Consider the following 21,246-nt stretch of genomic DNA (forward strand, 5'->3'; position numbering starts at 1 on the left):
GCTGCGTAGTAATTGGGCCTTCCCATCGGGTGTGCCCTAGTGGAATTTGCGGCGATCAGGAAGGCGTGAACGTGGCGCAAGGTCGGATCCTTCGGCGGGCAGGGTTGGCAGTATCTTTGGGCATTGCTGCCTTGCTGCTGTCGGGTTGTTCAATCGACAACGAGGTGCTTCGTTTCGGGTGGCCTTCGGGCGTAACCCCGCAGGCGCACCGCATGCGTGAACTGTGGACCTGGTCGGTCATCGCCGCCCTCGTCATGGGTGTGCTGGTGTGGGGACTCACCTTCTGGGCGGTGATCTTCCACCGCAAGAAGAAGGACTCACCCGAGTTCCCGCGTCAGACGGCATACAACGTGCCGCTGGAGTTGGCGTACACCGCGGTTCCGTTCGTCATCATCGCGGTGCTGTTCTACTTCACGGTGGTCGTGCAGAACCATGTCCTCGAGAAAAAGGACAACCCCAACGTTGTGGTGGATGTCACTGCATACCAGTGGAACTGGAAGTTCGGCTACCGCTCCATCGATCTCGGTGAGGGTGGCGGCCTGTACGACGGAGTCGACCAGGAGGCGCAGGCCGCCGTCGAGGCTGCATCGGCGCCCAAGGCGGAGGGCGAGGGTGAGCACGCCCTGCCCGGACCGATCCACGGCAAGGTCCCCCAGGACCTGTCCTACCTGCACTACGACAAGATCGAGACGGTCGGTTCGAGCAACGAGATCCCGATCCTCGTCCTGCCGACCGGCAAGCGGATCCAGTTCGAACTGGCCTCGGCCGATGTCATCCACGCGTTCTGGGTGCCGGAGTTCCTATTCAAGCGCGACGTGAACCCGAACCCCAAGGAGAACCACTCCGACAACGTCTTCCAGATCAGTGAGATCGAGAAGGAAGGTGCCTTCGTCGGGCGCTGCGCCGAAATGTGCGGCACGTTCCACGCGATGATGAACTTCGAGGTTCGCGCCGTGAGCCCGGACAAGTTCGCGCAGTACGTCGAGTTGCGCAAGCCGGCGAGCGAGGGCGGCCGGGATCTGACCACGGCGGAGGCTCTGCAGGCCATCGGCGAGTCCCCTGTCGCGACGTCGACGTCTCCCTTCACCACCGACCGCGGCTACAAGCAGGCGAGCGGTGTCGAAGGTAACTGAACCTGCTGCTGATACTCACTGACCAAGGACAAGTGCTGATATGAAGATCGAAGCCAAGCTCTTCGAGATCCTGACGGTATTCTTCATTCTCGTCGCGATCGTCTACGGCGTCTTCACCGCCGTTTCACGAACCGGTATCGAGTGGGCGGGTCTGACGGGCATCTGCCTGTCGGCGGGACTGACGCTGATCATCGGAACGTACTTCCGGTTCGTCGCCCGTCGCCTCGACACTCGTCCCGAGGACTACGAGGATGCAGAGATCGCCGACGGCGCAGGCGACCTGGGCTTCTTCAGCCCCGGTAGCTACTGGCCGATCCTGCTCGCCGCCGCGGCCGCGTTCGTCGCAGTCTCGATGGCGTTCTTCCAGCCGTGGATGCTGGTGGTCGCCGTGGTTGCCGTGCTGGCCGCCGCCGCGGGTCTCGTCTTCGAGTACTACGTCGGGCCCGAGAAGCACTAGTCCACACCTGATGTGACGGCGGAGGCGCCGAATCCCTCTGGGGTTCGGCGCCTCCGCTTTTCGTCGTCAGCCTTGGCGGTTCCGGGCGGCCGCCGCGGCGAGGAGGGCGGTGGCCTGTTCGGACGCGAGTCGCACCGCATCGGGGAACACTTGCAACCCGTGCGCGACCAGGGCGCCCTCGTGAAGCAGCAGGACGGTGCGCGCGAGTGTCTCCGGATCGGGCACCGCTGCGTCCCGGCACACGCCGGTGAACAGGTCGAGCATCCACCGCTTCTGGCCGATGATGATCGCGTACGCCGGATGTGACGGGTCGCTGATCTCCGCGTGCGCGTTGACCATGCTGCACCCCTTTGCGCTGTTCTCCGCGGTCCATTCCCGGGACGCGTCGAAGATCGCCGTCAGCCGTTGTTCGGGTGAGTCGCCGACGGTGTCGAGGTGGTCTGCGAGAAACGCCCGCCACCGCTCGTCCCGGTCGGCGAGGTACTCGACCACGATCTGTTCCTTCGAACCGAAACGGTCGTAGAGCGTCTTCTTCGTGACGCCGGCCTCGGCTGCGATGAGATCGACGCCGACCGCGTGGATGCCCCGCTCGTAGAACAGCGTGCCCGCCGCGGCGAGCACCCGCCGCGCGCCCGGCGTCAGCGTGATGCGCTGCGGTGCCTGCACAGACTCCATGACAAAAGTATACAGATCGGTGTACTTTCGGGAAGTAAACCGATCTGTATACCTGGGTGGTGGTCTGTCGTGAACGTGGCGTTCGCCGTGATGTTCGTCCTGTGCTGGAGTTCCGGGTTCATCGGGGCCAAACTCGGCGCCGGGGACGCGGACCCGCTCACAGTGCTCACCTGGCGGTTCCTCCCATTGGCCGTCGCACTCGCCGTGGGTGCGGCGCTGTTCCACCGCACCCGGTGGCGGGGAGTCGGATTCCGTGCGGTCCGCCGCGGGGTGGTGGTGGGCGCGCTGTCGCAGACCGGGTACCTGCTGACCGTCTACCAGGCGATCGGACTCGGCGTCTCGACCGGCACCACCGCACTGATCGACGGCACCCAGCCCCTGGTCGTCGCCGTGCTGGCAGGCCCACTGCTCAATCAGAACATCGTGGCCAGGCAATGGTGGGGGCTGCTGCTCGGACTGACGGGTGTCGTGATCGTCACCGCCGGCGACGCCACCTCGGTCTCCGGCGTGGCGTGGTGGGCGTACCTCGTGCCGTTCGCCGGGATGCTGTCGCTGGTGGCCGCGACGTTCGTGGAGAGCCGTTCACCGGACGACACCGACCCCGCCGTGGCCCTCACGGTGCACTGCGCGACCAGCGCCGTGCTGTTCACCGCCCTCGCCGCGTGCGCGGGAAAGCTGTCGCCGCCCGCGGCGGCACCGTTCTGGTGGTCGGTGGCGTGGCTGATCGTCCTGTCCACGGTCGGCGGCTACGGCCTGTACTGGCTCGTGCTGCGCCGGAGCGGAATCACGCGGGTCAATGCCCTGATGTTTCTGATGGCGCCGGTGACGGCGATCTGGGGAGCCGTGATGTTCGGCGAGCCGTTCGGGGTTCTCACCGCGCTCGGACTTGTCCTCGGTCTCGGGGCGGTCGTGCTCGTGTTCCGTGGGCAGCCGCGGGGGAGGGGAGCGCGCACGGCCCGGACAGACGAGCAGAGCCCCGAACCGGAAGTGGTTCGGGGCTCTGCTCGGTTGCGGAGGTGAGGCTAGTGCGCCTCGCCGTTGCCGGACGATCCGTTGCCGGACGCCGACGAACCGTTGCCGTGGGCACGGTCCTGGTACTCCCGCAGCATCGTGAGTTGCTCGTGCTCGCCGTGGTGCAGGGCGTGCTCGAGGGCCAGGCTCTCCTCGACCGGGTCGGCCGTGACGAGGCTGCCGGACCCGGGCTTGCCGGCGGAACCGAGCTTGTTCATCTTCTTCGGGACGGTCGCACCCTGGTACTCGAGCGGGATCGGGTGACCGTGGTCGTCGACCGGGCCGAGCGGCTGGTGGATCTCGATGTACTGACCGTTCGGCATCCGCTTGATGATGCCGGTCTCGATGCCGTGCTCGAGAACCTCACGGTCGCTGCGCTGGAGACCCAGGCAGAACCGGTAGGCCACGAAGAAGGCGATCGGAGGCAGCAGCACCATGCCGATACGGCCGATCCACGTCATCGCGTTCAGGGAGATGCTCAGGTGGTACGCGATGATGTCGTTGATGCAGGAGATCGTCAGGACGGCGTAGAACGCGATCGCCATCGCACCGATCGCGGTACGCACCGGAACGTCGCGCGGACGCTGCAGCAGGTTGTGGTGAGCATCGTCCTTGGTCAGACGCTTCTCGATCCACGGGTAGGCGATCAGGACCGTGAACACCAGACCCATGATCAACGCGACGGCGAACACCGACGGGATGGTGTAGCGGTTGAACAGGTAGACGTCCCATGCCGGCCACAGACGAGCCAGGCCGTCCGTCCACATCATGTAGATGTCGGGCTGCGAACCTGCCGACACCTGCGACGGGTTGTAGGGGCCGATGGTCCAGACCGGGTTGATCTGCAGCACGCCACCCATGACGGCGAGGACACCGAACGTGATCGCGAAGAACGCACCCGACTTGACGGCGAACACCGGGAGGATGCGCACACCGACGACGTTGGTTTCCGTGCGGCCGGGGCCGGGGAACTGCGTGTGCTTCTGGTACCAGACGAGCGCGAGGTGACCGGCGATCAGGGCGAGGATGATGCCCGGGAACAGCAGGACGTGCGCGACGTACAGGCGGGGGATGATCAGGTCGCCGGGGAAGTCGCCGCCGAAGATCAGCCAGTGCATCCAGGTGCCTGCGATCGGGATGCTCAACGTGATGCCGGAGAACGCGGCGCGCAGGCCGGTGCCGGACAGCAGGTCGTCGGGGATGGTGTAGCCGAAGAATCCCTCGAACATTGCCAGGATCAGCAGCAGGCAGCCGATGACCCAGTTGGCCTCACGCGGACGCCGGAAGGCGCCGGTGAAGAAGATGCGCAGCAGGTGCACGACGATCGACGCCGCGAACATCAGCGCAGCCCAGTGGTGGATCTGACGGACGAACAGACCGCCGCGAACCTCGAACGAAATGTTCAGCGTGGTCTCGTACGCGCGGGACATCGTGACGCCGCGCAGGGGCTCGTACGCACCGTTGTAGACGACGTGCGCCATCGACGGGTCGAAGAACAGGGTCAGGTAGACACCGGAGATCAGCAGGATGACGAAGCTGTACAGCGCGATCTCGCCGAGCAGGAACGACCAGTGGGTGGGGAAGACCTTGTTGATCTGCCGCCGCATTCCCGCTGCGAGGTGGTAGCGCGAGTCCATCGCTTCCGCCTGGCCTGTGGCCATCGCGCTCAGTTTGGACGGTTTGTTGTCGGTCACGGTCGACGCTCCCAAAATGCCGGGCCGAGAGCTTCGATGTAGTCACCCGTTGTGACTAGGAAACCCTCTTCGTTCACTGTAATAGGCAACTGCGGAAGTGCACGAGCGGCCGGACCGAAAATCGGCTTTCCGTAGGTCAGCGCATCGAACTGCGACTGGTGGCACGGGCAGAGGATTCGGTTGGTCTGCTGCTCGTACAGGGAGGTGGGGCAGCCGAGGTGGGTGCAGATCTTCGAGAAGGCGAAGTAGTCGCCGTAGTTGAAGCTCTCCTGGCCCTTGCGCTTGGTGACGTTTGCCGCGTCCTCCGTGCGGAGGCGGATGAGCATCGTCGCGTTACGGATGCCGCGCAGCGCCTCGAGCAGTGCGTCGTGGTCGCCGCGATCGGACTCACGGAAGGGGAACACCGTTTCCATGGCGCCGGCGTCCAAGTCTTCCGGGCGAACCAGGACGACGTCCTCGGGACGACCGGTGTCGCGGCGCAGGTAGATGGTTTCGCCCTCGTAGCGGGGGGTCCATCCCGACACCCACAGCGGGGAGTCGTCGCGCTTGGCCCACGGGTTCTTGATCAGACCACCGAGCGGCATGACGGACATGATGCCGAGGGCACCGCCACCGAAGATCAGGGTGCGCTTGAGGAGCTTGCGGCGTCCCAGCGTCGACGTGTCGAACGAGTCGCCGAGTTCCGCGACGATCGTCTTGCGATCGACCTCGGACGATCCACCGTCGTGGCGGTCCTGGATGGACACCTCTTCGGGGATGAACTTCTTGGTGAACTGCACCGCGCCGACACCGAGGCCGAGGATGGCCAGACCCATGGTGAGGCCGATCAGCGGCGTGTACAGGCTGTACGCCGAGTAGTGCTCCTCGCCGGAGCCCGCGTACTCCCAGGGCCAGAAGAGATAGATCGCGATGAACGCGATCGCGGAGATGCCGGAGAGCGCGAACCAGAACGCGACCGACCGCTCGGCGCGCTTCTCGGCCTTCGTTCCCGGAACCGCCCAGCGGTTGCGGCGGAACGCGACATCGACGTGGTCGAGATTCGTGCCGAGCTCGACCAGGTCGTCGCGGCTCAGGTTCTCGAGTTCTGCATCCGTGTACTTCTTTGGCGTGGCGCCGCCCGGCTGGCCAGCGTCGCTCATGACCTTGCTCCGATCCACAGTGCTGCACCGACGACAGCGATGATTCCGACGACCCACATGGCCAAGCCCTCGGAGGCGGGACCGATGCCGCCGAGTCCGTAGCCACCGGGCTGCTTCGTCTCGCCCGACGACTTGATGTAGGCGATGATGTCCTTCTTCTCCTCGAGGGTCAGCTGACGATCCGAGAACTTGGGCATGTTCTGCGGACCGGTGACCATCGCGGTATAGATCTGCTGCTCGTTGGCCGGGTCGAGGACCGGCGCGTACTTACCGGACGACAGCGCACCGCCGCGTCCGGTGAAGTTGTGGCAGGACGCGCAGTTGAGACGGAACAGCTCGCTGCCGCGTCCGATGTCGCCGCCGCGCAGCGAAGACTGGGCGACTTCGCCGTTCTCGTCGCGAATGACCGTGGGGCCGCCGCCGTTGGCCTGGACGTACGCGCCGATGGCGTCCGTCTGCTCGGCGTCGAACTTGACGGGCTTGCGCTCGACCTGGGCCTCGTTGCGCGATGCGGGCATACGTCCCGACGACACCTGGAAGTACACGGCGGCCTCGCCGACACCGATCAGGCTGGGGCCGCGGTCCTGCACACCCTGCAGGTTCGCGCCGTGGCACGTGATGCACGAGGTGTCGTACAACTGCTTGCCCTCGCGGATCAGTGCTGCCTGATCATCGGAGGCGGTGGCCACCTGCGGGGTCGGCGTCAACGCGGACGCGAGGAAACCGGCGCTGACCAGTCCCATCATCAGGACCAGGGCGCCCATGGCGCGCCTGCGGAGCTTCCGCTGGCGGCGTGCCTTGGCGGCAGACGCTGTGGTGTCGGATGCGGGAGGGGGGGATGAACTCATCTGTATCCCTTTGGTATGTCGGGACGGACTGGACGTCAGGGGGCTGCCTGGGGCGTTCAGCTGATCAACGGATGAAATAGATCGTGGCAAACAGGGCGATCCACACGATGTCGACGAAGTGCCAGTAGTACGAGACGACGATGGCGGCGGTGGCCTGGGCGGGCGTGAACTTGCTGACCTTGGTGCGGGCGATCAGGAACACGAACGCGATGAGGCCGCCGATCACGTGCATGCCGTGGAAGCCGGTGGTCATGTAGAACACCGAGCCGTACACGCTGCTCGAGATGGAGGTGCCCTCTTCGATGAGGTGGATGTACTCGTATCCCTGTCCGAGGACGAAGAAGGTGCCCATCGCCAACGTGAGGAGGTACCACCGGCGGAGGCCGAAGACGTCGCCGCGCTCCGCTGCGAAGACGCCCATCTGGCAGGTGAACGACGAGGCGATCAGCACCAGCGTCACCGGCACGGCCAGGAACAGGTTCAGCTCGGTCGGCTCCGGCGGCCAGTTTCCATTCGCCTGCGATCGCGCCACGAAATACATGGCGAAGAGCCCTGCGAAGAACATGAGCTCACTTGACAACCACACGATGGTGCCAACGCTGACCATGTTAGGTCGGTTCAGCGAGTGCACGCGTTGGGTGATTGCTGATCCTGAAGTCCCTACTGCGCTCGTCACAGACAGAAGTATGACGCTTCGTCGTAAGAGACGACTACCCGGGTCCACCCTCGGCGCGCCGAGGCGCCCCGCTTGTCCGATTCTCCCTGCTGACAGCCTGGTCGCGGACCGTGAAAGGGTGGAGTCATGCGCTCTGGAGACAACAGTACGGGGTGGCTGCGGCGACTGTTCGGAAGTCGGAAGCAGACCCCTCTCGATCAGGATCGGCCCGACCTCGTGGTCGTCGCCTCGAGCTTCGACGACGTCGAGGCGTGCTCGACCGCGCTCGACCGTGCCGCCACCGAGGATCCGCGGTGGGACGCCGACGCGGAAGCGGTACTGCGGCACCATTTGCGGCTGCCTGCGTCCTCGGTGGCCGACGCCGTGTCGATCGCCGCCCAGGACGGGTACCGGCCGCAGCATCCGGACGGGCAGGCATCCGCCGCCGAGGACGGTGCGACCGTCGAACTCGTGCTGCAGCGGGTCCAGGTCCTCGATGCCCTGCACTGCTCCCAGGAACGGTCGAGGATGGCCGGGCTGGCCCAGCGGCTCGGGGGCTCGGTCGACGGATGGGACGCGACGCAACCGGCGCGCGAGTCCGATCCGCCCGGTGACTAGGCTGCCAGGGATCGGATCCGCCACTAGTACAAGGGGACACGACGATGCAGAGCCCGACTGCTCAGGGGACCAACGACGGTGTGCTGCCTGCACGCACCTGGCCGTCGGTCCTCGGTGCGCTCACCGACGGACGTGACCTCGCGGTGGACGACGCGAAGTGGGCGATGGACGAGATCATGTCCGACAACGCCACGTCCGCGCAGATCGCGGCATTCGGCGTCGCCCTGAAGATGAAGGGCGAGACCCCGGACGAGTTGCGCGGCCTGGCGGACTCGATGCTCGGGCACGCACGCAGGGTCCCCGTCGACGACGACGTCGTCGACATCGTCGGCACCGGCGGTGACCGATCGAACACGGTGAACATCTCCACGATGGCGTCACTCGTGGTCGCGGCGTCCGGCATCCGCGTCGTCAAGCACGGGAACCGGGCGGCGTCCTCCAAGAGCGGTGGGGCGGACGTCCTCGAGGCGCTCGGCGTCAAGATCAATCTCGGCCCCGACGAGGTGGCCCGCTGCGTGCAGGAGGTCGGCATCGGCTTCTGCTTCGCGCCGGTGTTCCACCCCGCGCTGCGGTTCGCGGGCGCGCCCCGCAAGGAGATCGGCATCCCGACCGTCTTCAACGTGCTCGGTCCGCTCACCAACCCGGCACGTCCGCGGGCGGGCCTCATCGGCTGCGCCTTCCCGGGCCTGATCTCGGTGGTGGCCGGTGTGCTCGCGCAGCGCGGTAATTCGGCGCTGGTGGTGCGCGGCGACGACGGTCTGGACGAATTGACGACGTCGACCACGTCGACCGTTCACATCGTCGCCGACGGATCGGTGACCACCCGTCAGTTCGACCCCCGCGACATCGGGATCGCGCGGGTGTCGCTCGACGAACTGCGCGGCGGCGACGCCGACGTGAACGCGGCGGTGGCGCGGCGACTCCTCGCGGGTGAGACCGGGCCCGTCCGCGACGCGGTCCTGCTCAACGCCGCGGCGGCGATCGCCGCGTTCCGGGGACTCGCCGGCCGCACGCTCGAAGACGGACTGTCGGACGGGCTCTCGACGGCGGCGCAGTCCATCGACAGTGGAGCGGCCGCGACGCTGCTCGGGCGGTGGGCCGAACTCACGTCGGGCCTGGCCACCAGCAAATAGCCGCGGAGCTATTCGCCGATCGAGAAGCCCGCTTCGACGTCGGCGCTGGAGTAGGACTGGAACGCGATGTGCGTCGCCGTCCGTGAGACGCCGTCCACCTTGTTGATTCCCTCGGTGACGACCTCCGCGATCTTCGCGTGGTCCCGGACCCGCACGATCGCGATGAGGTCGACGTCGCCTGCGCAGGAGTAGACCTTGTCGACGCCCTCGATGTCGGCGACGGCCTGAGCGGTCTCCGGGATGCGGTGGGCTTCGGCGTGGATCAGGACGATGGCGTTGATCATGATCGCCAGCCTAAGCGGTGGTCGGCGGAACCCGGTGCGGGTGGTCGGGTCTCGGCGTCCCGTGTCGACGCGCTGCCTGCGAGGGCGAGTGCGCACCACTCGGACCAGGATCCGGCGCCCCGTGCGGGCTCGCACCACCCCGAGGATGCGCTGACGATGCGGGTGTCGTCCTGGTCGAGCCAGCGCGCGAGCAGTCCGGCCTCCTCGGGGGACGCGCCGCGAAGCGGAGTCGCGTCCGGAACGACGGTCTCGGCGGTGAGGACGAGCGCATCGACCACCGGCATCGGGTGAACTCCCAGCCGGGCGCAGCCCGCGGACGCGAGACGCCCGGAACGGATCACTGCGAACTCCCAGCCGCCGGTCGCGGCCGGGCGTGCGGCCACGAGCTGATCGAGGGCGGTCAAGGCCGCCAGGCGCTGCATTCTGCGCAGTGCGAGGACGACCTCCGCGGTGCGATCCCGCAGCCGCGCGGCGTTCTCGAACAACTCGCCCGCGGCCAGTTCCTCCACCCGTGCGCGCATCCGGTGCAGCGGCGCGTCGTCTGCGCCGCGCAGGAAGAGCCGGAAGAGCTCCGGACCGGGACGGTAGGCGTCCTCCGTGTCGCGGCCGTGGACGGATGCGGGGCAGCGCCCGAGCTCCCGGGGCGGACACTGCGCACCGTGCGCCCGTCCCTTCGGGATCCGGCTCGTGCAGGTGCGGAGAATGCAGTACTCGGCGAGGACGTCGGCGACGTCGGTGGCGGTCGAGCGGGACCGGAACGGACCGAGTGAATCGGTGGCCGGGGTCCGCACGACCGACAGCCGGGGGAACGCCTCCGCGGTGAGAGTGATCCACCAGCCGCGCTTCGGGTACTTGGACCGCCGGTTGTACGGCGGCGTGTGGGCGGCGAGCAGCCGGAGCTCGCGCACACCCGCCTCGAGAGCGTGCGCGCATTCGACGTGGTCGATCCGGGTGGTCAGCGCGACCATCTCCTTCATCCGGCCGCGCGTCTCGGAGCCGGTGAAGTAATTGCGCACCCGGCGGCGCAGATCCGTCGCCGTGCCGACGTAGAGGACCTCGTCGGACGGCCCGCGGAACAGGTAGACGCCGGGCGAACGGGGGAGATGACTGGCGAGCGTGCGTTTGGCCCGCTGGTGCGAGGAGACGTCGGGAAGGTAGTCGACGAGCTCGGTGAGACTGTGCACTCCCTGGTTGCCGACCCGGGCGATGAGGGCGTGCAGGACGTCGACGGTGGCGCGGGCGTCGTCGAGGGCCCGGTGGGTCGGGGTGGTCCCGACGTCGAACAGCCGGGCCAGCGACGAGAGTTTCACGGACGGCGCCTCGTCGCGGGTGAGGACCCGCCGGGCAAGTTTGACCGTGCAGAGCACGGTGAACTTGGGCCAGGGAGTGTCGGTGGCCGACGCGGCGGCCTTGAGGAAGCCGGTGTCGAAGGGGGCGTTGTGGGCGACGAGCACCGCCCCGCGTGCGAACTCGAGGAACGCGGGCAGCACGCGCTCGATCCGTGGTGCGTCGATCACCATCGCGGTGGTGATGCCCGTGATCTCGACGATGTGCGGCGGGATGGACCGTCCCGGGTCGACGAGGGTGGCCATCTCGGCGATCACCTCGCCGCCGCGGATCTTCACCGCACCGATCTCGGTGATGGCGTCCTCGCCGGGCCGCGCTCCGGTGGTCTCGAGGTCGACCACCACGAACGTGGTGTCCCGCAGCGGGGTGTCGAGCTCGTCGAATCTCAGCTGTTCGGGTACGCCGGGGACACTCACGGCTCAGAGCGTATGGACGGGCACCGACAGACCCGCCCGGGGAGCCCGGAGAGACGAGGATCACACTGCCCGTTTGCGGGCTGCGGTGGCGAGTGGAGGGGCGGCCCGGCGAGCGACCCGGAATTGGGGTTCCCGGAGCGCGGGGACCGCGGGCGGCGAGTCCGGTGCGGATGTCGAGCTGCGTTCGCGGCACCCCCATTGAACAGCGGGAACGCGGCGCGAGGCACGGCCGGGGGAGTCGCCGGGCGACGCGAAATGCCCACTCCCGCTGTCGAAAAGCGAACGGAAACATACCGCTTGTTATCCAGTCGTTACCGAATGTGGGTATCGCGCGCCCGCAAACCCCGAAACGGTGCAAACGGACACTTTCCGCGTGTTCCGGTCGACATCGGGGTATTCCATTTCGTAACCTTCCTGAGACCTAGCGGAGTCTCGCAGCCCCAACACCGGGGCAGCATCGCTAGTCACCGCCTAATCGGCCACTCGCGAGAGCGGTCGTACCGGGAACCCAAGTTTCTACTGGGGTGAATCCCGCCGGGACGTCCTCACGCACCGGTGGGTAGGGCTGATCTTCCCAGCCCGAACCCGTCAGCTAACTCGGTCGGCGGATGAATGGAAGAAACGGAGTACCCCTTTCGTGGCGTCACAAGTTTCCAAGCGGAATGTGCGACGGGCAGTCGTCGCCGGCGCGCTCGCAGTCGGAGCGCTCACCGCTACCGCGGCCCCCGCGGCCGCAGATCCCATCACCATCCCCGGTGTCGGAACCTTCGAGATCCCGGGTGTCGTCATCCCGCAGATCCCCGGTGTCCCGAACCTGCCCGCGCCCGGCAGCACCGCAGGTGACAAGGCCGTTCAGGCCGCTCAGACCAAGCTCGGCTCGCCGTACGTCTACGGCGCCGCAGGTCCCAACTCGTTCGACTGCTCCGGCCTGGTGCAGTGGGCGTTCAAGCAGGCCGGACTGAACCTGCCGCGCACCAGCTACGCGCAGGCGGCCGCCGGTACCCCGGTGTCGCAGTCCGATCTCCGCCCCGGCGACGTGATCTCCTTCTACGGCGGCTCGCACTCGGGCATCTATGCCGGCAACGGCAACGTGATCCACGCCTCCACCGAGGGCCAGCCCGTCAAGTTGGCGCCCATCGCGTCCATGCCTTTCGACGGCGCACGCCGCTACTGATCCCACCCGAGGCGAGGCATCCACCGAGTCGAGGGCGGGGATGCACGGGGTAGCTTCGCAGGATCTCGCACGACCACCGAGGGTGGGTTCGAATCACGATTCGAACCCACCCTCGATGTCGTTGCGCCCCAGGCAGACAGCGTGTCGTTCGCCCGGCCGGTGGTCCCCGCCACCCCCGTCGTGACATGGGTGGACACAAACGTATGCCATTCCGTAACCTATCCGAGACCTTGCGAAGTCTTGTCGCGCCAACCGGGCGGCAACGCCGGGTCACCACCTCTTCGGCACTCCGCGGTCGCACCGGCCGGGGAAATTCCTGAGCCGCGCATCGGACAACCGACCCGGCTGGTGGAGATCGACGATCGGAGAACCGCATTTCCGTGGCCTCACACAAGTTGAAGCGCTCCCTGGGTAGCGTGCTGACAGCCGGAGCGCTGTCGGTCGCGCTCGTGTCGCTGCCCTCGATCCAGGCGGGTGCGGACCCGGTCACCACCAACCCGACCGAGGCGCTGACGAAGCTCGGAGACCTGTCCCGGCAGTCCGAGCAGACGTCGGAGGCCCTCCACAACGCGCAGATCGATCTCGAGGCCAAGCAGTCGGCCCAACGCGACGCGGACGCCCGGCTCGCGGCCGACCAGGGCGTGCTCGACGAGGCCAACGCGCGAGTCGCCGTCTTCCAGCCCGTGGTGAACAAACTCGCCACCGCCAACTACCAGGGCGCCCGGACCAATCGCCTGTTCGCCGTGATGGTGAGTGATTCACCGCAGCAACTCCTGGACCAGATGTCTGCTCTGGATGCCATCTCCAACGACACCCGCAATCAGGTCGCGCAATTCCAGTCGGCCACGTCGGACGCCACGAAGGCCGCGGAGGCGTCGAAGCAGTCCGCGGATTCCGCGCGGGCGGCCACCGAGCAGGCCAAAATGGTCAGCGACGACCTGCAGCGCAAGCAGAGCGACCTGCAGGCGCAGATCGCCGACGTGATCAAGGCGTTCGGCGATCTCACCGGCGCCGAACGCGACCAGTTGGCGGGGACGCCCTTCCCACCCGGCTTCGATCCCAACACGATCCTCGCGCACCTCACCCCCGGCTCGGGCACGAGCGCGCTGCAGGCGGGCATGACCCGCATCGGCGACCCGTACGTGTGGGGCGCCACCGGGCCCGACCAGTTCGACTGCTCCGGGCTCGTCGTCTGGGCGTACAAGCAGATCGGCAAGACGCTCCCGCGGTCCAGTCAGGCTCAGGCCAGCGGCGGCACCCCGGTGTCCCGCGACGAACTCCAGCCCGGCGACGTCGTCCTCTTCTACAACGACGCGTCCCATGTCGGCCTCTACGCAGGAAACGGCAACATTCTCCACGCGTCGACGTTCGGTGTGCCGGTGAAGATCGAGTCGATGGCGAAGTTCCCCTTCTACGGGGCGCGCCGCTACTGACGGCGACCGTCCGGCGACGGCACGCGGGCGTGCTCATACACTCACCGGCGTGCCCGCATCAGACCCGTCTCCCGCAACGGAGCCGACCTCACGCCGTCAGGCGCGCCCGTGGGAGCTCGCCGCGCTGGCCGGACTCGTCCTCGCCGTCGTCGTCGTACTCGCGCTGACCGGGTTCTCTCACGACGAGCGGGGCACCGACGGGGCCGTCGGCACCGCGCAGGCCGATACGGAGGCGCGTGCAGCGGCCGTCCAGGCGCTCCTGGACACGTGGGCGTCGGCCGTGCGGACGAACGACACGGCCCGGCTGTCGGGTCTGATGGATCGGTCGGCGTCGCCGGGCTTCCTGGCGGCGGAGACGCGCCGCGCGAGCAACGTTGCCGGGGTGGAATTCTCGGACTGGGGTTACGAGATCACCGAGAGTCCCGAGACGGCGGTGCCGTCGAGCCTCGTCGACGCGCTCGGGGCCGACGAGGTGTGGGCGCCGGCCGTGCGACTGCGCTACGCGATCGCGGGGGCGGACGAGAGCCCCACCCGCAAACCGGTCGCGCTCGTCGTCGCCCGGCGCGGCGACAGCTGGGCACTCGTCAGCGACAGCGCCACCGTGGACGGCGAGCGGCGGACCTGGCGCGGACCGTGGGACTTCGGAACCGTCGTGTCGCGCCGCGTCGACACCGGCGACGGCCGGACGTCGGTGGTGCTCGGACATCCCGAGAACGTCGCGATGGTGGACCGGCTGGCGGAGGAACTCCCCGCCGCCGTCGTCAACGCCACCCAGCTGTGGGGACCGGACTGGGCGGGCCGCGCACTCGTGTGGGTCGCCGGATCGCAGGACGAGTTCACCGCCCTCGTCGGTCCCGATCACGACGGTTTCGGCATCGCCGCAGTCGCCATCTCGGACGCCGTCGACCCCGACGCCGGCGCGGTCACCGGGCAGCGGATCGTGTTCAGCCCCTCGTCGGCGGAACGGCTCACCGACGTCACCCGGCGGGCGATCCTGCGACACGAACTCATCCACGTGGCGGCGCGCGCCGAGACGGTGGACCGCTCACCGATGTGGGTACTGGAGGGCTACGCCGAGTACGCCGCCTACCGGGGAACCGGTGAGGCCGCACGGCAGATCGCGCCAGCCCTGACCGCGCAGGTGGGCGCGGAGGGTCCGCCGACCGGATTCCCCGAGAACACCGACTTCTCCGAATCCGGCGAACGCGGCTCCGTGGCCTACGAGACCGCGTGGTCGATCAACGCGTTCGTCGCGGAGCAGTACGGCGAATCGAAGCTGACGGAGCTGTACCGGGCGCTGGCCGTGGGGGAGTCCGATCCGGACACGGTCGACGCACGACTGTCCGACGTCCTCGGCGTCGACGCCGAGCAGTTGCGGGACCGCTGGACCGACTGGGTGGGCGCTCACCTGGGGTGACCCTGCGTCGGTGACCGCACGGCCGACCGCTTACGGTGATCACATGCGCCGAACCCTGTTGGTGACGAACGATTTTCCGCCACGACCCGGTGGAATTCAGTCGTACCTGCACACCTTCGCCAAGCACCTGCCCGCCGACGACCTGGTCGTCTACGCCCCGCGCTGGCGCGGCGACTCGCACATCAAGTTCGATGCGCGGCAACCGTTTCAGGTCGTCCGGCACCCCACCACCCTGATGGTGCCGACACCGTTCGTCGCGCGCCGCGCCACCAGGCTGCTCGCCGAACACGACTGCACCGGCGTCTGGTTCGGTGCGGCGGCCCCGCTCGCCCTGCTGAGTTCGACGCTGCGCCGCGCCGGAGCGGAACGGGTGGTCGCGAGTACCCATGGGCACGAGGTCGGCTGGTCGATGCTCCCCGCCGCTCGCCAGGCCCTCGGCCGGATCGGCGACGGCACCGACGTCGTCACGTACGTCAGCCGCTACACCCGTGGCCGATTCGCGTCCGCATTCGGCGCCGGTGCGGCACTCGAGCACCTGCCGCCCGGAGTCGACACCGACCTGTTCACCCCGGACGGCGGGGCGCGGTCCGAACTGCGGGCCCGGTACGGGCTGGGGGACCGGCCGACGATCCTGTGCCTGTCCCGGCTCGTGCCGCGCAAGGGCCAGGACATCCTCATCAAGGCGCTCCCGAATATCCGCGAACACATCGACGGCGCCGTCCTCGTGATCGTCGGCGGCGGCCCCTACGAGGACCGCCTGCGCTCCCTGGCGCGCTCGGCGGGTGTCGAGGACCACGTCGTGTTCACGGGAACGGTGCCGTCCGCGGAGTTGGCGGCGCACCACACGATCGCCGACGTGTTCGCGATGCCCTGCCGTACGCGGGGCGCGGGACTCGACGTGGAAGGCCTCGGCATCGTGTTCCTCGAGGCGTCGGCCTCCGGTGTCCCGGTCATCGCCGGACAGTCCGGTGGCGCCCCGGAAACGGTGCGGCAGAACGAAACCGGGATGGTCGTGGACGGCACGTCGGTGGCAGAGGTCGCGCGATCGGTGATTGCGGTGCTGTCCGATCGCGACAGGGCGGCGGCGATGGGCGCCGCCGGCCGGGACTGGGTCAAGGCGCAGTGGCGTTGGGACGTGCTCGCCGCCAAGCTGCAGTCGCTCCTGGCGTGACCGCCCCGTGAGTACTTGTCAACCGCGGGCGGTTGATAAGTACTCACGGGCCGCAGGCACTATTTGGCGTAGAGGGCGGCGATGTCGTCGGCGAAGCTGTCGTGCACCACGTTGCGCTTGAGCTTCATCGTCGGCGTGAGCTCGCCGGTCTCCTCCGTGAAGTCGACGGGCAGGATACGGAACTTCTTGATGGCCTCCGCGTGCGACACGAGCTTGTTGGCCTCGGCGACGGCGTCGTCGATCTCGGCCGTGAGGTCGGCGTCGGCGAGCAGATCCGCGACTGTCGTGCCCGCGGGCTTGCCGTTGCGCTCGTTCCACGCGGGCAGTGCGTCGGCGTCGATGGTGATGAGCGCACCGATGAACGGCTGCTGGTCGCCGACGAGGATGGCCTGGCTGATCAGCGGGTGGGCACGCAGGTGATCCTCGAGCTGGGCGGGGGAGACGTTCTTGCCGCCGGCTGTGACGATGATCTCCTTCTTGCGTCCGGTGATGGTGATGTAGCCGTCCGCGTCGACCGACCCGAGGTCGCCGGTGTGGAACCAGCCGTTCTCGATCGCGTCGGCCGTCGCGTTCTCGTTGCGCCAGTAGCCGCCGAAGACGACCGGCCCCGACAGCAGGATCTCGCCGTCGTCGGCGATGCGAACCGAGTTGCCCGCGAGGGGCTTGCCGACCGACCCGACCTTCTGCTCGCCGATCGTGTTGACGGCGAACGCCGCGGACGTCTCGGTGAGGCCGTAGCCCTCGTAGATGGTGATGCCGATGCCGCGGAAGAAGTGGCCGAGGCGCGCGCCGAGCGGGGCGCCGCCGGAGATCGCCAGCTGGCACTTGCCGCCGAGCGCGGCCCGCAGCTTCGAGAACACCAGCTTGTCGAACAGTGCGTGCTTGGCCCTGAGGACCAGCCCCGGGTCGCCGTTGTCCTGGGCCTCGCTCCACGCAATGGCCGTCTCGGCGGCGGCGTCGAAGATCTTGCCCTTGCCCTCGCCGTGGGCCTTCGCGCGGGCGCTGTTGTACACCTTCTCGAACACCCGCGGCACCGACAGGATGAAATCGGGACGGAACTCGCCGAACGTGGGCACGAGGTTCGGGATGTCGCTGGTGTGTCCGAGTGCGGCGCCGGCGTCGAACGACGCGATGCTGACGGCGCGCGCCAGGACGTGCGCCATCGGCAGGAACATGAGGGTGCTGACGCCGGGCGTCTTCAGGAGGGTGCCGAGGCTGGAAGCGAGGATGCCCTTCGACTCGGCGATGAGGTTGGCGTGGGTGAGCTGGCAGCCCTTGGGCCTGCCGGTGGTGCCGGACGTGTAGATGAGGGTGGCCGGATCGCTGGACTTCAGCGCGGCGACGCGGGCCCGGACCTCGGAGTCGGGAACGCCGGCGCCCCGTTCGGTCAGTTCCTCGACGACGCCGCGGTCACTTTCCGACGCCTCGATCCGGTAGACGCCGCGGAGCGCGGTGGCGTCGGCGGCCACGGACTTGACCGTGGCGGCGTGCGCCGCGTTCTCGACGACGAGGTCGATCGCGGCGGAGTCCTCGAGGATCCAGCGGACCTGCTCGGCGGAGGATGTCTCGTAGATCGGGACGGTGACGCCGCCTGCCGCCCAGATCGCGAAGTCGACCAGCGGCCACTCGTACCGGGTGGCCGACATCAGGGCCACCCGGTCGCCCTGCTGGACGCCGATGGCGATGAGTCCCTTGGCGACCGCGGTGACCTGCGCGGCGAACTCGGCGGCCGTGACGTCGGTCCATCGTCCGTCGATCTTGCGCTTGTACACGACCAGCGTCGGGTCGGCCGCGGCATGGGCGAACACCGAGTCGACCGCGGACGCGTCCTCCGCGATCGTGAACGACTGTGGCGCGCTGAACTCGGGCACGAAAACCTCCGACACTGAAAATACTGACGAGTAGGATTGCGTTCCCAACTTTAGACCTTCCCCAGCCGGCTCCGCCTTCTGGCCGAACGCGGGTGGTCAGAGGCCTGCTCGCGGGCACCGCGGAACCCCGCCACGGCCGTATGTGAAGCTTGTCGCCGTGAGCAGCATTCAGGTCGCAGACCAGACGTTCATCGCGGCCCCACCGCAGCAGGTCGCGGCGGCGATCGCGCAGCCTGCCCGCTGGCGCCGGTGGTGGCCCGATCTCACCCTCGCCGTGCGCGAGGACCGCGCCGAGAAGGGCATCCGCTGGACCGTGGCCGGACCACTCGACGGGACGATGGAAGTGTGGCTCGAGCCGGTGCTGGACGGAGCGATCGTGCACTACTTCCTTCACGCCGAACCGGCGCGCAGCGAGCCCGCCCCGGATATGGCCGCCCTCAACCGCCGCAGGCGGGTCGAGGGCAAGGTGATGTCTTTCGAGGTGAAGAAGGAACTCGAGGCCGGTCGAGCAGCGGGAGAACCGCCGTCCTGAGCCCGATCCGGCCGTCGCGGCGGGGTCGGCATTGTGTCAGGGTGCGGGAATCGTGTGTGATAGTCGGGCACCACACAGACATACGGAACCGGTAACGGCGTGGCCCCGCGATCGAGAGCGGGTCGGCCAGGCGAAAGGAAGCGTTCACTCCATGCCCGAGAGGACCAAGAGGTCGATCAGTATCGAGGCGCCGCCCGCCCGGGTGATGGATGTGATCGCCGACTTCGACGCATACCCCGCGTGGGTGGCGGCCGCGAAATCCGTCGAGGTCATGGAACCCGGGAAGAACGGCCGCGCCGACCGCGTGCGTTTCGTGCTCGACGCCGGCATGGTCAAGGACACGTACGTCCTCCGTTACGACTGGGCGCCCGACGGCAAGTCGGTCAGCTGGGAACTCGAGTCCGGTGAGATCCAGAAGTCGCAATTCGGTTCATACGTCCTCGAGGACGAACCGGACGGCGGCACCACCGTCACGTACGAGCTCACCGTCGACCTCACCATTCCGATGATCGGTCTGTTCAAACGCAAGGCGGAGAAGGCGATCACCGACACCGCGCTCAAGGAACTCAAGAAGCGGGTGGAAGGCTGAGCAGCGAGGGCCGTGCCGGACCTGCGCGGGTCCAGTTCTTCGTGGGGAAGGGGGGCGTCGGTAAGACGACGCTCGCGGCCGCGACGGCACAGGCGGCGGCCGAGTCCGGGAACCGGACGCTCCTCGTCTCGCTCGACCAGGCGCATTCCCTCGCCGACGTGGTCGGGATCGCCGCCGCCCGCGACGTCGTGTCCGTGACCGACACCCTCGACGTCCTCGAACTCGACACCCTCACGTTGCTCGAGAACAGATTCCGCAGCCTGGCAGCGGTTCTCGCGGCCGCAGGCACGCACGACCACGGCGCCCAGTTGTCCGCGCTCGAACCGGAGGAGCTGACCGGGCTTCCCGGCGTCCAGGACGTGCTCGGGCTGGGCGAGATCGTCCGGTTCGCCACCGAGGGCGACTACGACGCCGTCGTGGTCGACTGCCCGCCCACCGCGGACTGCCTGCGGACGCTCGCCGCGCCCGCGATGACACTGGAGTACCTCGAACGGGTGTGGCCACAGCACCGCCGCATCGCCGCGCTGCTGGGATCGGACCCCCGCCTCGTGATGCTGGTGTCGCTGATCGAACAGGTCGTCGCCGCGGTCGGCGAGGTCCGGGAGTTGCTCGCGAATCGCGCGAAAACCACTGTGCGACTGGTGACGACGCCGGAGCGGGTGGTGCTGACGGAGACCCGGCGCACTGTCGCGGTGGCCGCGCTGTCCGGTCTGCGCATCGATGCGATCCTGGTGAACAACCTTCTGCCGCACTTCGATTCGCCGGCAGGACACGATGATCCCGGTGTGGCATGGTTGATCAGGCGGCGTGCCCTGCAGCAGCGGGTGCTCGCCGAGCTGACCGCCTCCGCGGGCACCACGGTGATCCTCTCGGTCACCCGGTCGGTGACGGAGCCGGTAGGGTGGGCCGATCTCGGCGGTATCGCCCGGGAGTTGTATGCCGACGACACGGACGCGGTTGCGGTGTTGGGGAAGAACCCGCCTGCGGTGCGGGTGGGGCTGGAATCGGGGGCCGGTGTGGATTCTGTGTACACGATGCGGATGTATCTGCCGCTCGTGAACCCGTCGACCCTCACGTTGGGTCGAGTGGAGGACGACTTGGTCGTGGGAGCGGAAGGGGTGCGCCGCCGGGTGCGCCTCGCCTCGGTCCTGCGCCGGTGCGTCGTCGCGGGCGCAGAACTCGACGGAAGCGATCTGGTCGTGCGCTTCACGCCCGACCCGCAGGTGTGGCCGGTATGAACGACGACCACGCGCAGTTGCTGGCGGAGTTGCGGGCGCTGGCCGAGACCGCCCTGGACCGTCTCGAGCCGATCCTCCAGCGCGCGGCGGCGCCGCACGCTGCGGCGGACTCTGCGGGAGCGGCCCCCGGCACCGGCCAGTGGTCGGGATGCACGTGGTGCCCGGTGTGCGCGCTCGCGGCCCTGATCCGCGGCGAGCAGCACGATCTGGTGACCCTGCTCGCCGGCCAGGCGTCCGTGCTGCTCGCCGTGCTGCGGCAGATCCTCGATGAGCACACCGATCACGATCCCTCGGGCCCCGGTGCTCCGGAACCGGGTCCAGGCGACGGCGGCGGAACGCCCGAACCCGACGGCGGCACGGCGTTCGAACCGATCACCATCACGTTCAAGCGCTGACGGCGCCTGCCCCAGG

Annotated in this window: 21 protein-coding genes and 1 riboswitch; of the genes, 13 read left to right on the forward strand and 8 right to left on the reverse strand. The window is 68.1% G+C overall.

The window, feature by feature from the left end; translation table 11 throughout:
* Positions 1–65 precede the first annotated feature (65 nt).
* Positions 66–1,133 (forward strand): cytochrome c oxidase subunit II, encoded by a 1,068-nt coding sequence (locus CA951_RS07295; RefSeq protein ID WP_087556208.1) that lies wholly within the window; start codon positions 66–68, stop codon positions 1,131–1,133.
* Between the two features lie 40 nt (positions 1,134–1,173).
* Positions 1,174–1,590 carry a cytochrome c oxidase subunit 4 gene (locus CA951_RS07300; RefSeq protein ID WP_072945453.1) on the forward strand — a complete coding sequence of 139 codons (417 nt, stop codon included), beginning with the start codon at positions 1,174–1,176 and terminating at the stop codon, positions 1,588–1,590.
* Positions 1,591–1,656: 66 nt separating this feature from the next.
* Here the strand turns inward: CA951_RS07300 and CA951_RS07305 are convergent, their stop codons facing one another.
* Positions 1,657–2,265, reverse strand: coding sequence for a TetR/AcrR family transcriptional regulator (locus CA951_RS07305; protein ID WP_087556209.1), 609 nt, complete (start codon positions 2,263–2,265; stop codon positions 1,657–1,659).
* 69 nt (positions 2,266–2,334) lie between these two features.
* Between CA951_RS07305 and CA951_RS07310 the strand changes: the two genes are divergently transcribed.
* Entirely contained in the window at positions 2,335–3,285 is a 951-nt protein-coding gene (locus tag CA951_RS07310; RefSeq protein ID WP_087556210.1) for a DMT family transporter, read from the forward strand.
* A 2-nt stretch (positions 3,286–3,287) separates the two neighbouring features.
* On the opposite strand, the gene CA951_RS07315 is transcribed toward CA951_RS07310, so the two are convergent.
* The 4 genes from CA951_RS07315 to CA951_RS07330 form a co-directional block, all read right to left on the reverse strand.
* Positions 3,288–4,937: a cytochrome bc complex cytochrome b subunit gene (locus CA951_RS07315; protein WP_087556385.1), complete on the reverse strand. Its 1,650-nt coding sequence runs from the start codon at positions 4,935–4,937 to the stop codon at positions 3,288–3,290.
* 29 nt (positions 4,938–4,966) lie between these two features.
* Positions 4,967–6,109, reverse strand: a complete 1,143-nt coding sequence (locus CA951_RS07320; RefSeq protein ID WP_087556211.1) for a ubiquinol-cytochrome c reductase iron-sulfur subunit — start codon at positions 6,107–6,109, stop codon at positions 4,967–4,969.
* Complete coding sequence (locus tag CA951_RS07325) at positions 6,106–6,957, reverse strand: cytochrome c (protein ID WP_087556212.1); 852 nt, start codon at positions 6,955–6,957, stop codon at positions 6,106–6,108. The genes CA951_RS07320 and CA951_RS07325 overlap by 4 nt, the downstream gene beginning before the upstream one ends.
* A 64-nt stretch (positions 6,958–7,021) precedes the next feature.
* A complete protein-coding gene (locus CA951_RS07330) occupies positions 7,022–7,633 on the reverse strand; it encodes a heme-copper oxidase subunit III (protein WP_087556213.1) in 612 nt (203 codons plus the stop codon).
* A 126-nt stretch (positions 7,634–7,759) separates the two neighbouring features.
* Between CA951_RS07330 and CA951_RS07335 the strand changes: the two genes are divergently transcribed.
* Together CA951_RS07335 and trpD are read left to right on the forward strand one after the other, a co-directional pair.
* Entirely contained in the window at positions 7,760–8,230 is a 471-nt protein-coding gene (locus tag CA951_RS07335; protein WP_087556214.1) for a hypothetical protein, read from the forward strand.
* Between the two features lie 44 nt (positions 8,231–8,274).
* The gene (trpD, locus tag CA951_RS07340) at positions 8,275–9,363 is read left to right on the forward strand and encodes an anthranilate phosphoribosyltransferase (RefSeq protein WP_087556215.1); all 1,089 of its coding nucleotides are present in this window, start codon (positions 8,275–8,277) and stop codon (positions 9,361–9,363) included.
* 8 nt (positions 9,364–9,371) lie between these two features.
* Here the strand turns inward: trpD and CA951_RS07345 are convergent, their stop codons facing one another.
* Positions 9,372–9,647, reverse strand: coding sequence for an Lrp/AsnC family transcriptional regulator (locus CA951_RS07345; RefSeq protein ID WP_005247708.1), 276 nt, complete (start codon positions 9,645–9,647; stop codon positions 9,372–9,374).
* On the reverse strand, positions 9,644–11,410 hold the full coding sequence (locus tag CA951_RS07350) for a DEDD exonuclease domain-containing protein (protein WP_087556216.1): 1,767 nt from the start codon (positions 11,408–11,410) through the stop codon (positions 9,644–9,646). Before CA951_RS07350 ends, CA951_RS07345 begins: the two co-directional genes overlap by 4 nt.
* Before the next feature lie 458 nt (positions 11,411–11,868).
* A riboswitch (cyclic di-AMP (ydaO/yuaA leader) is annotated at positions 11,869–12,033 on the forward strand.
* Positions 12,034–12,047: 14 nt separating this feature from the next.
* On the opposite strand from CA951_RS07350, the gene CA951_RS07355 reads away from it, so the two are divergent.
* The 4 genes from CA951_RS07355 to CA951_RS07370 all read left to right on the forward strand — a co-directional run bounded on the left by CA951_RS07355 (position 12,048) and on the right by CA951_RS07370 (position 16,605).
* Entirely contained in the window at positions 12,048–12,584 is a 537-nt protein-coding gene (locus CA951_RS07355) for an NlpC/P60 family protein (protein ID WP_179220135.1), read from the forward strand.
* A gap of 380 nt (positions 12,585–12,964) precedes the next feature.
* Positions 12,965–14,017 carry an NlpC/P60 family protein gene (locus tag CA951_RS07360; RefSeq protein ID WP_087556218.1) on the forward strand — a complete coding sequence of 351 codons (1,053 nt, stop codon included), beginning with the start codon at positions 12,965–12,967 and terminating at the stop codon, positions 14,015–14,017.
* Positions 14,018–14,066: 49 nt separating this feature from the next.
* Positions 14,067–15,434 (forward strand): peptidase MA family metallohydrolase, encoded by a 1,368-nt coding sequence (locus CA951_RS07365; RefSeq protein WP_087556219.1) that lies wholly within the window; start codon positions 14,067–14,069, stop codon positions 15,432–15,434.
* 43 nt (positions 15,435–15,477) lie between these two features.
* The gene (locus CA951_RS07370) at positions 15,478–16,605 is read left to right on the forward strand and encodes a glycosyltransferase family 4 protein (RefSeq protein ID WP_087556220.1); all 1,128 of its coding nucleotides are present in this window, start codon (positions 15,478–15,480) and stop codon (positions 16,603–16,605) included.
* Positions 16,606–16,664: 59 nt separating this feature from the next.
* On the opposite strand, the gene CA951_RS07375 is transcribed toward CA951_RS07370, so the two are convergent.
* The gene (locus CA951_RS07375) at positions 16,665–18,476 is read right to left on the reverse strand and encodes a long-chain fatty acid--CoA ligase (protein WP_087556386.1); all 1,812 of its coding nucleotides are present in this window, start codon (positions 18,474–18,476) and stop codon (positions 16,665–16,667) included.
* 157 nt (positions 18,477–18,633) lie between these two features.
* On the opposite strand from CA951_RS07375, the gene CA951_RS07380 reads away from it, so the two are divergent.
* The 4 genes from CA951_RS07380 (at position 18,634) to CA951_RS07395 (ending at position 21,230) form a co-directional block, all read left to right on the forward strand.
* Positions 18,634–19,008: a polyketide cyclase / dehydrase and lipid transport gene (locus tag CA951_RS07380; RefSeq protein ID WP_087556387.1), complete on the forward strand. Its 375-nt coding sequence runs from the start codon at positions 18,634–18,636 to the stop codon at positions 19,006–19,008.
* Between the two features lie 151 nt (positions 19,009–19,159).
* Positions 19,160–19,597 carry an SRPBCC family protein gene (locus CA951_RS07385; protein ID WP_072945427.1) on the forward strand — a complete coding sequence of 146 codons (438 nt, stop codon included), beginning with the start codon at positions 19,160–19,162 and terminating at the stop codon, positions 19,595–19,597.
* The gene (locus tag CA951_RS07390; RefSeq protein ID WP_201452943.1) at positions 19,594–20,835 is read left to right on the forward strand and encodes an ArsA family ATPase; all 1,242 of its coding nucleotides are present in this window, start codon (positions 19,594–19,596) and stop codon (positions 20,833–20,835) included. The genes CA951_RS07385 and CA951_RS07390 overlap by 4 nt, the downstream gene beginning before the upstream one ends.
* Entirely contained in the window at positions 20,832–21,230 is a 399-nt protein-coding gene (locus tag CA951_RS07395) for a hypothetical protein (protein WP_087556222.1), read from the forward strand. The genes CA951_RS07390 and CA951_RS07395 overlap by 4 nt, the downstream gene beginning before the upstream one ends.
* Positions 21,231–21,246: the final 16 nt, after the last annotated feature.

The sequence above is a fragment of the Rhodococcus sp. NCIMB 12038 genome (assembly GCF_002165735.1).
Taxonomy (GTDB): Bacteria; Actinomycetota; Actinomycetes; order Mycobacteriales; family Mycobacteriaceae; genus Rhodococcus_F.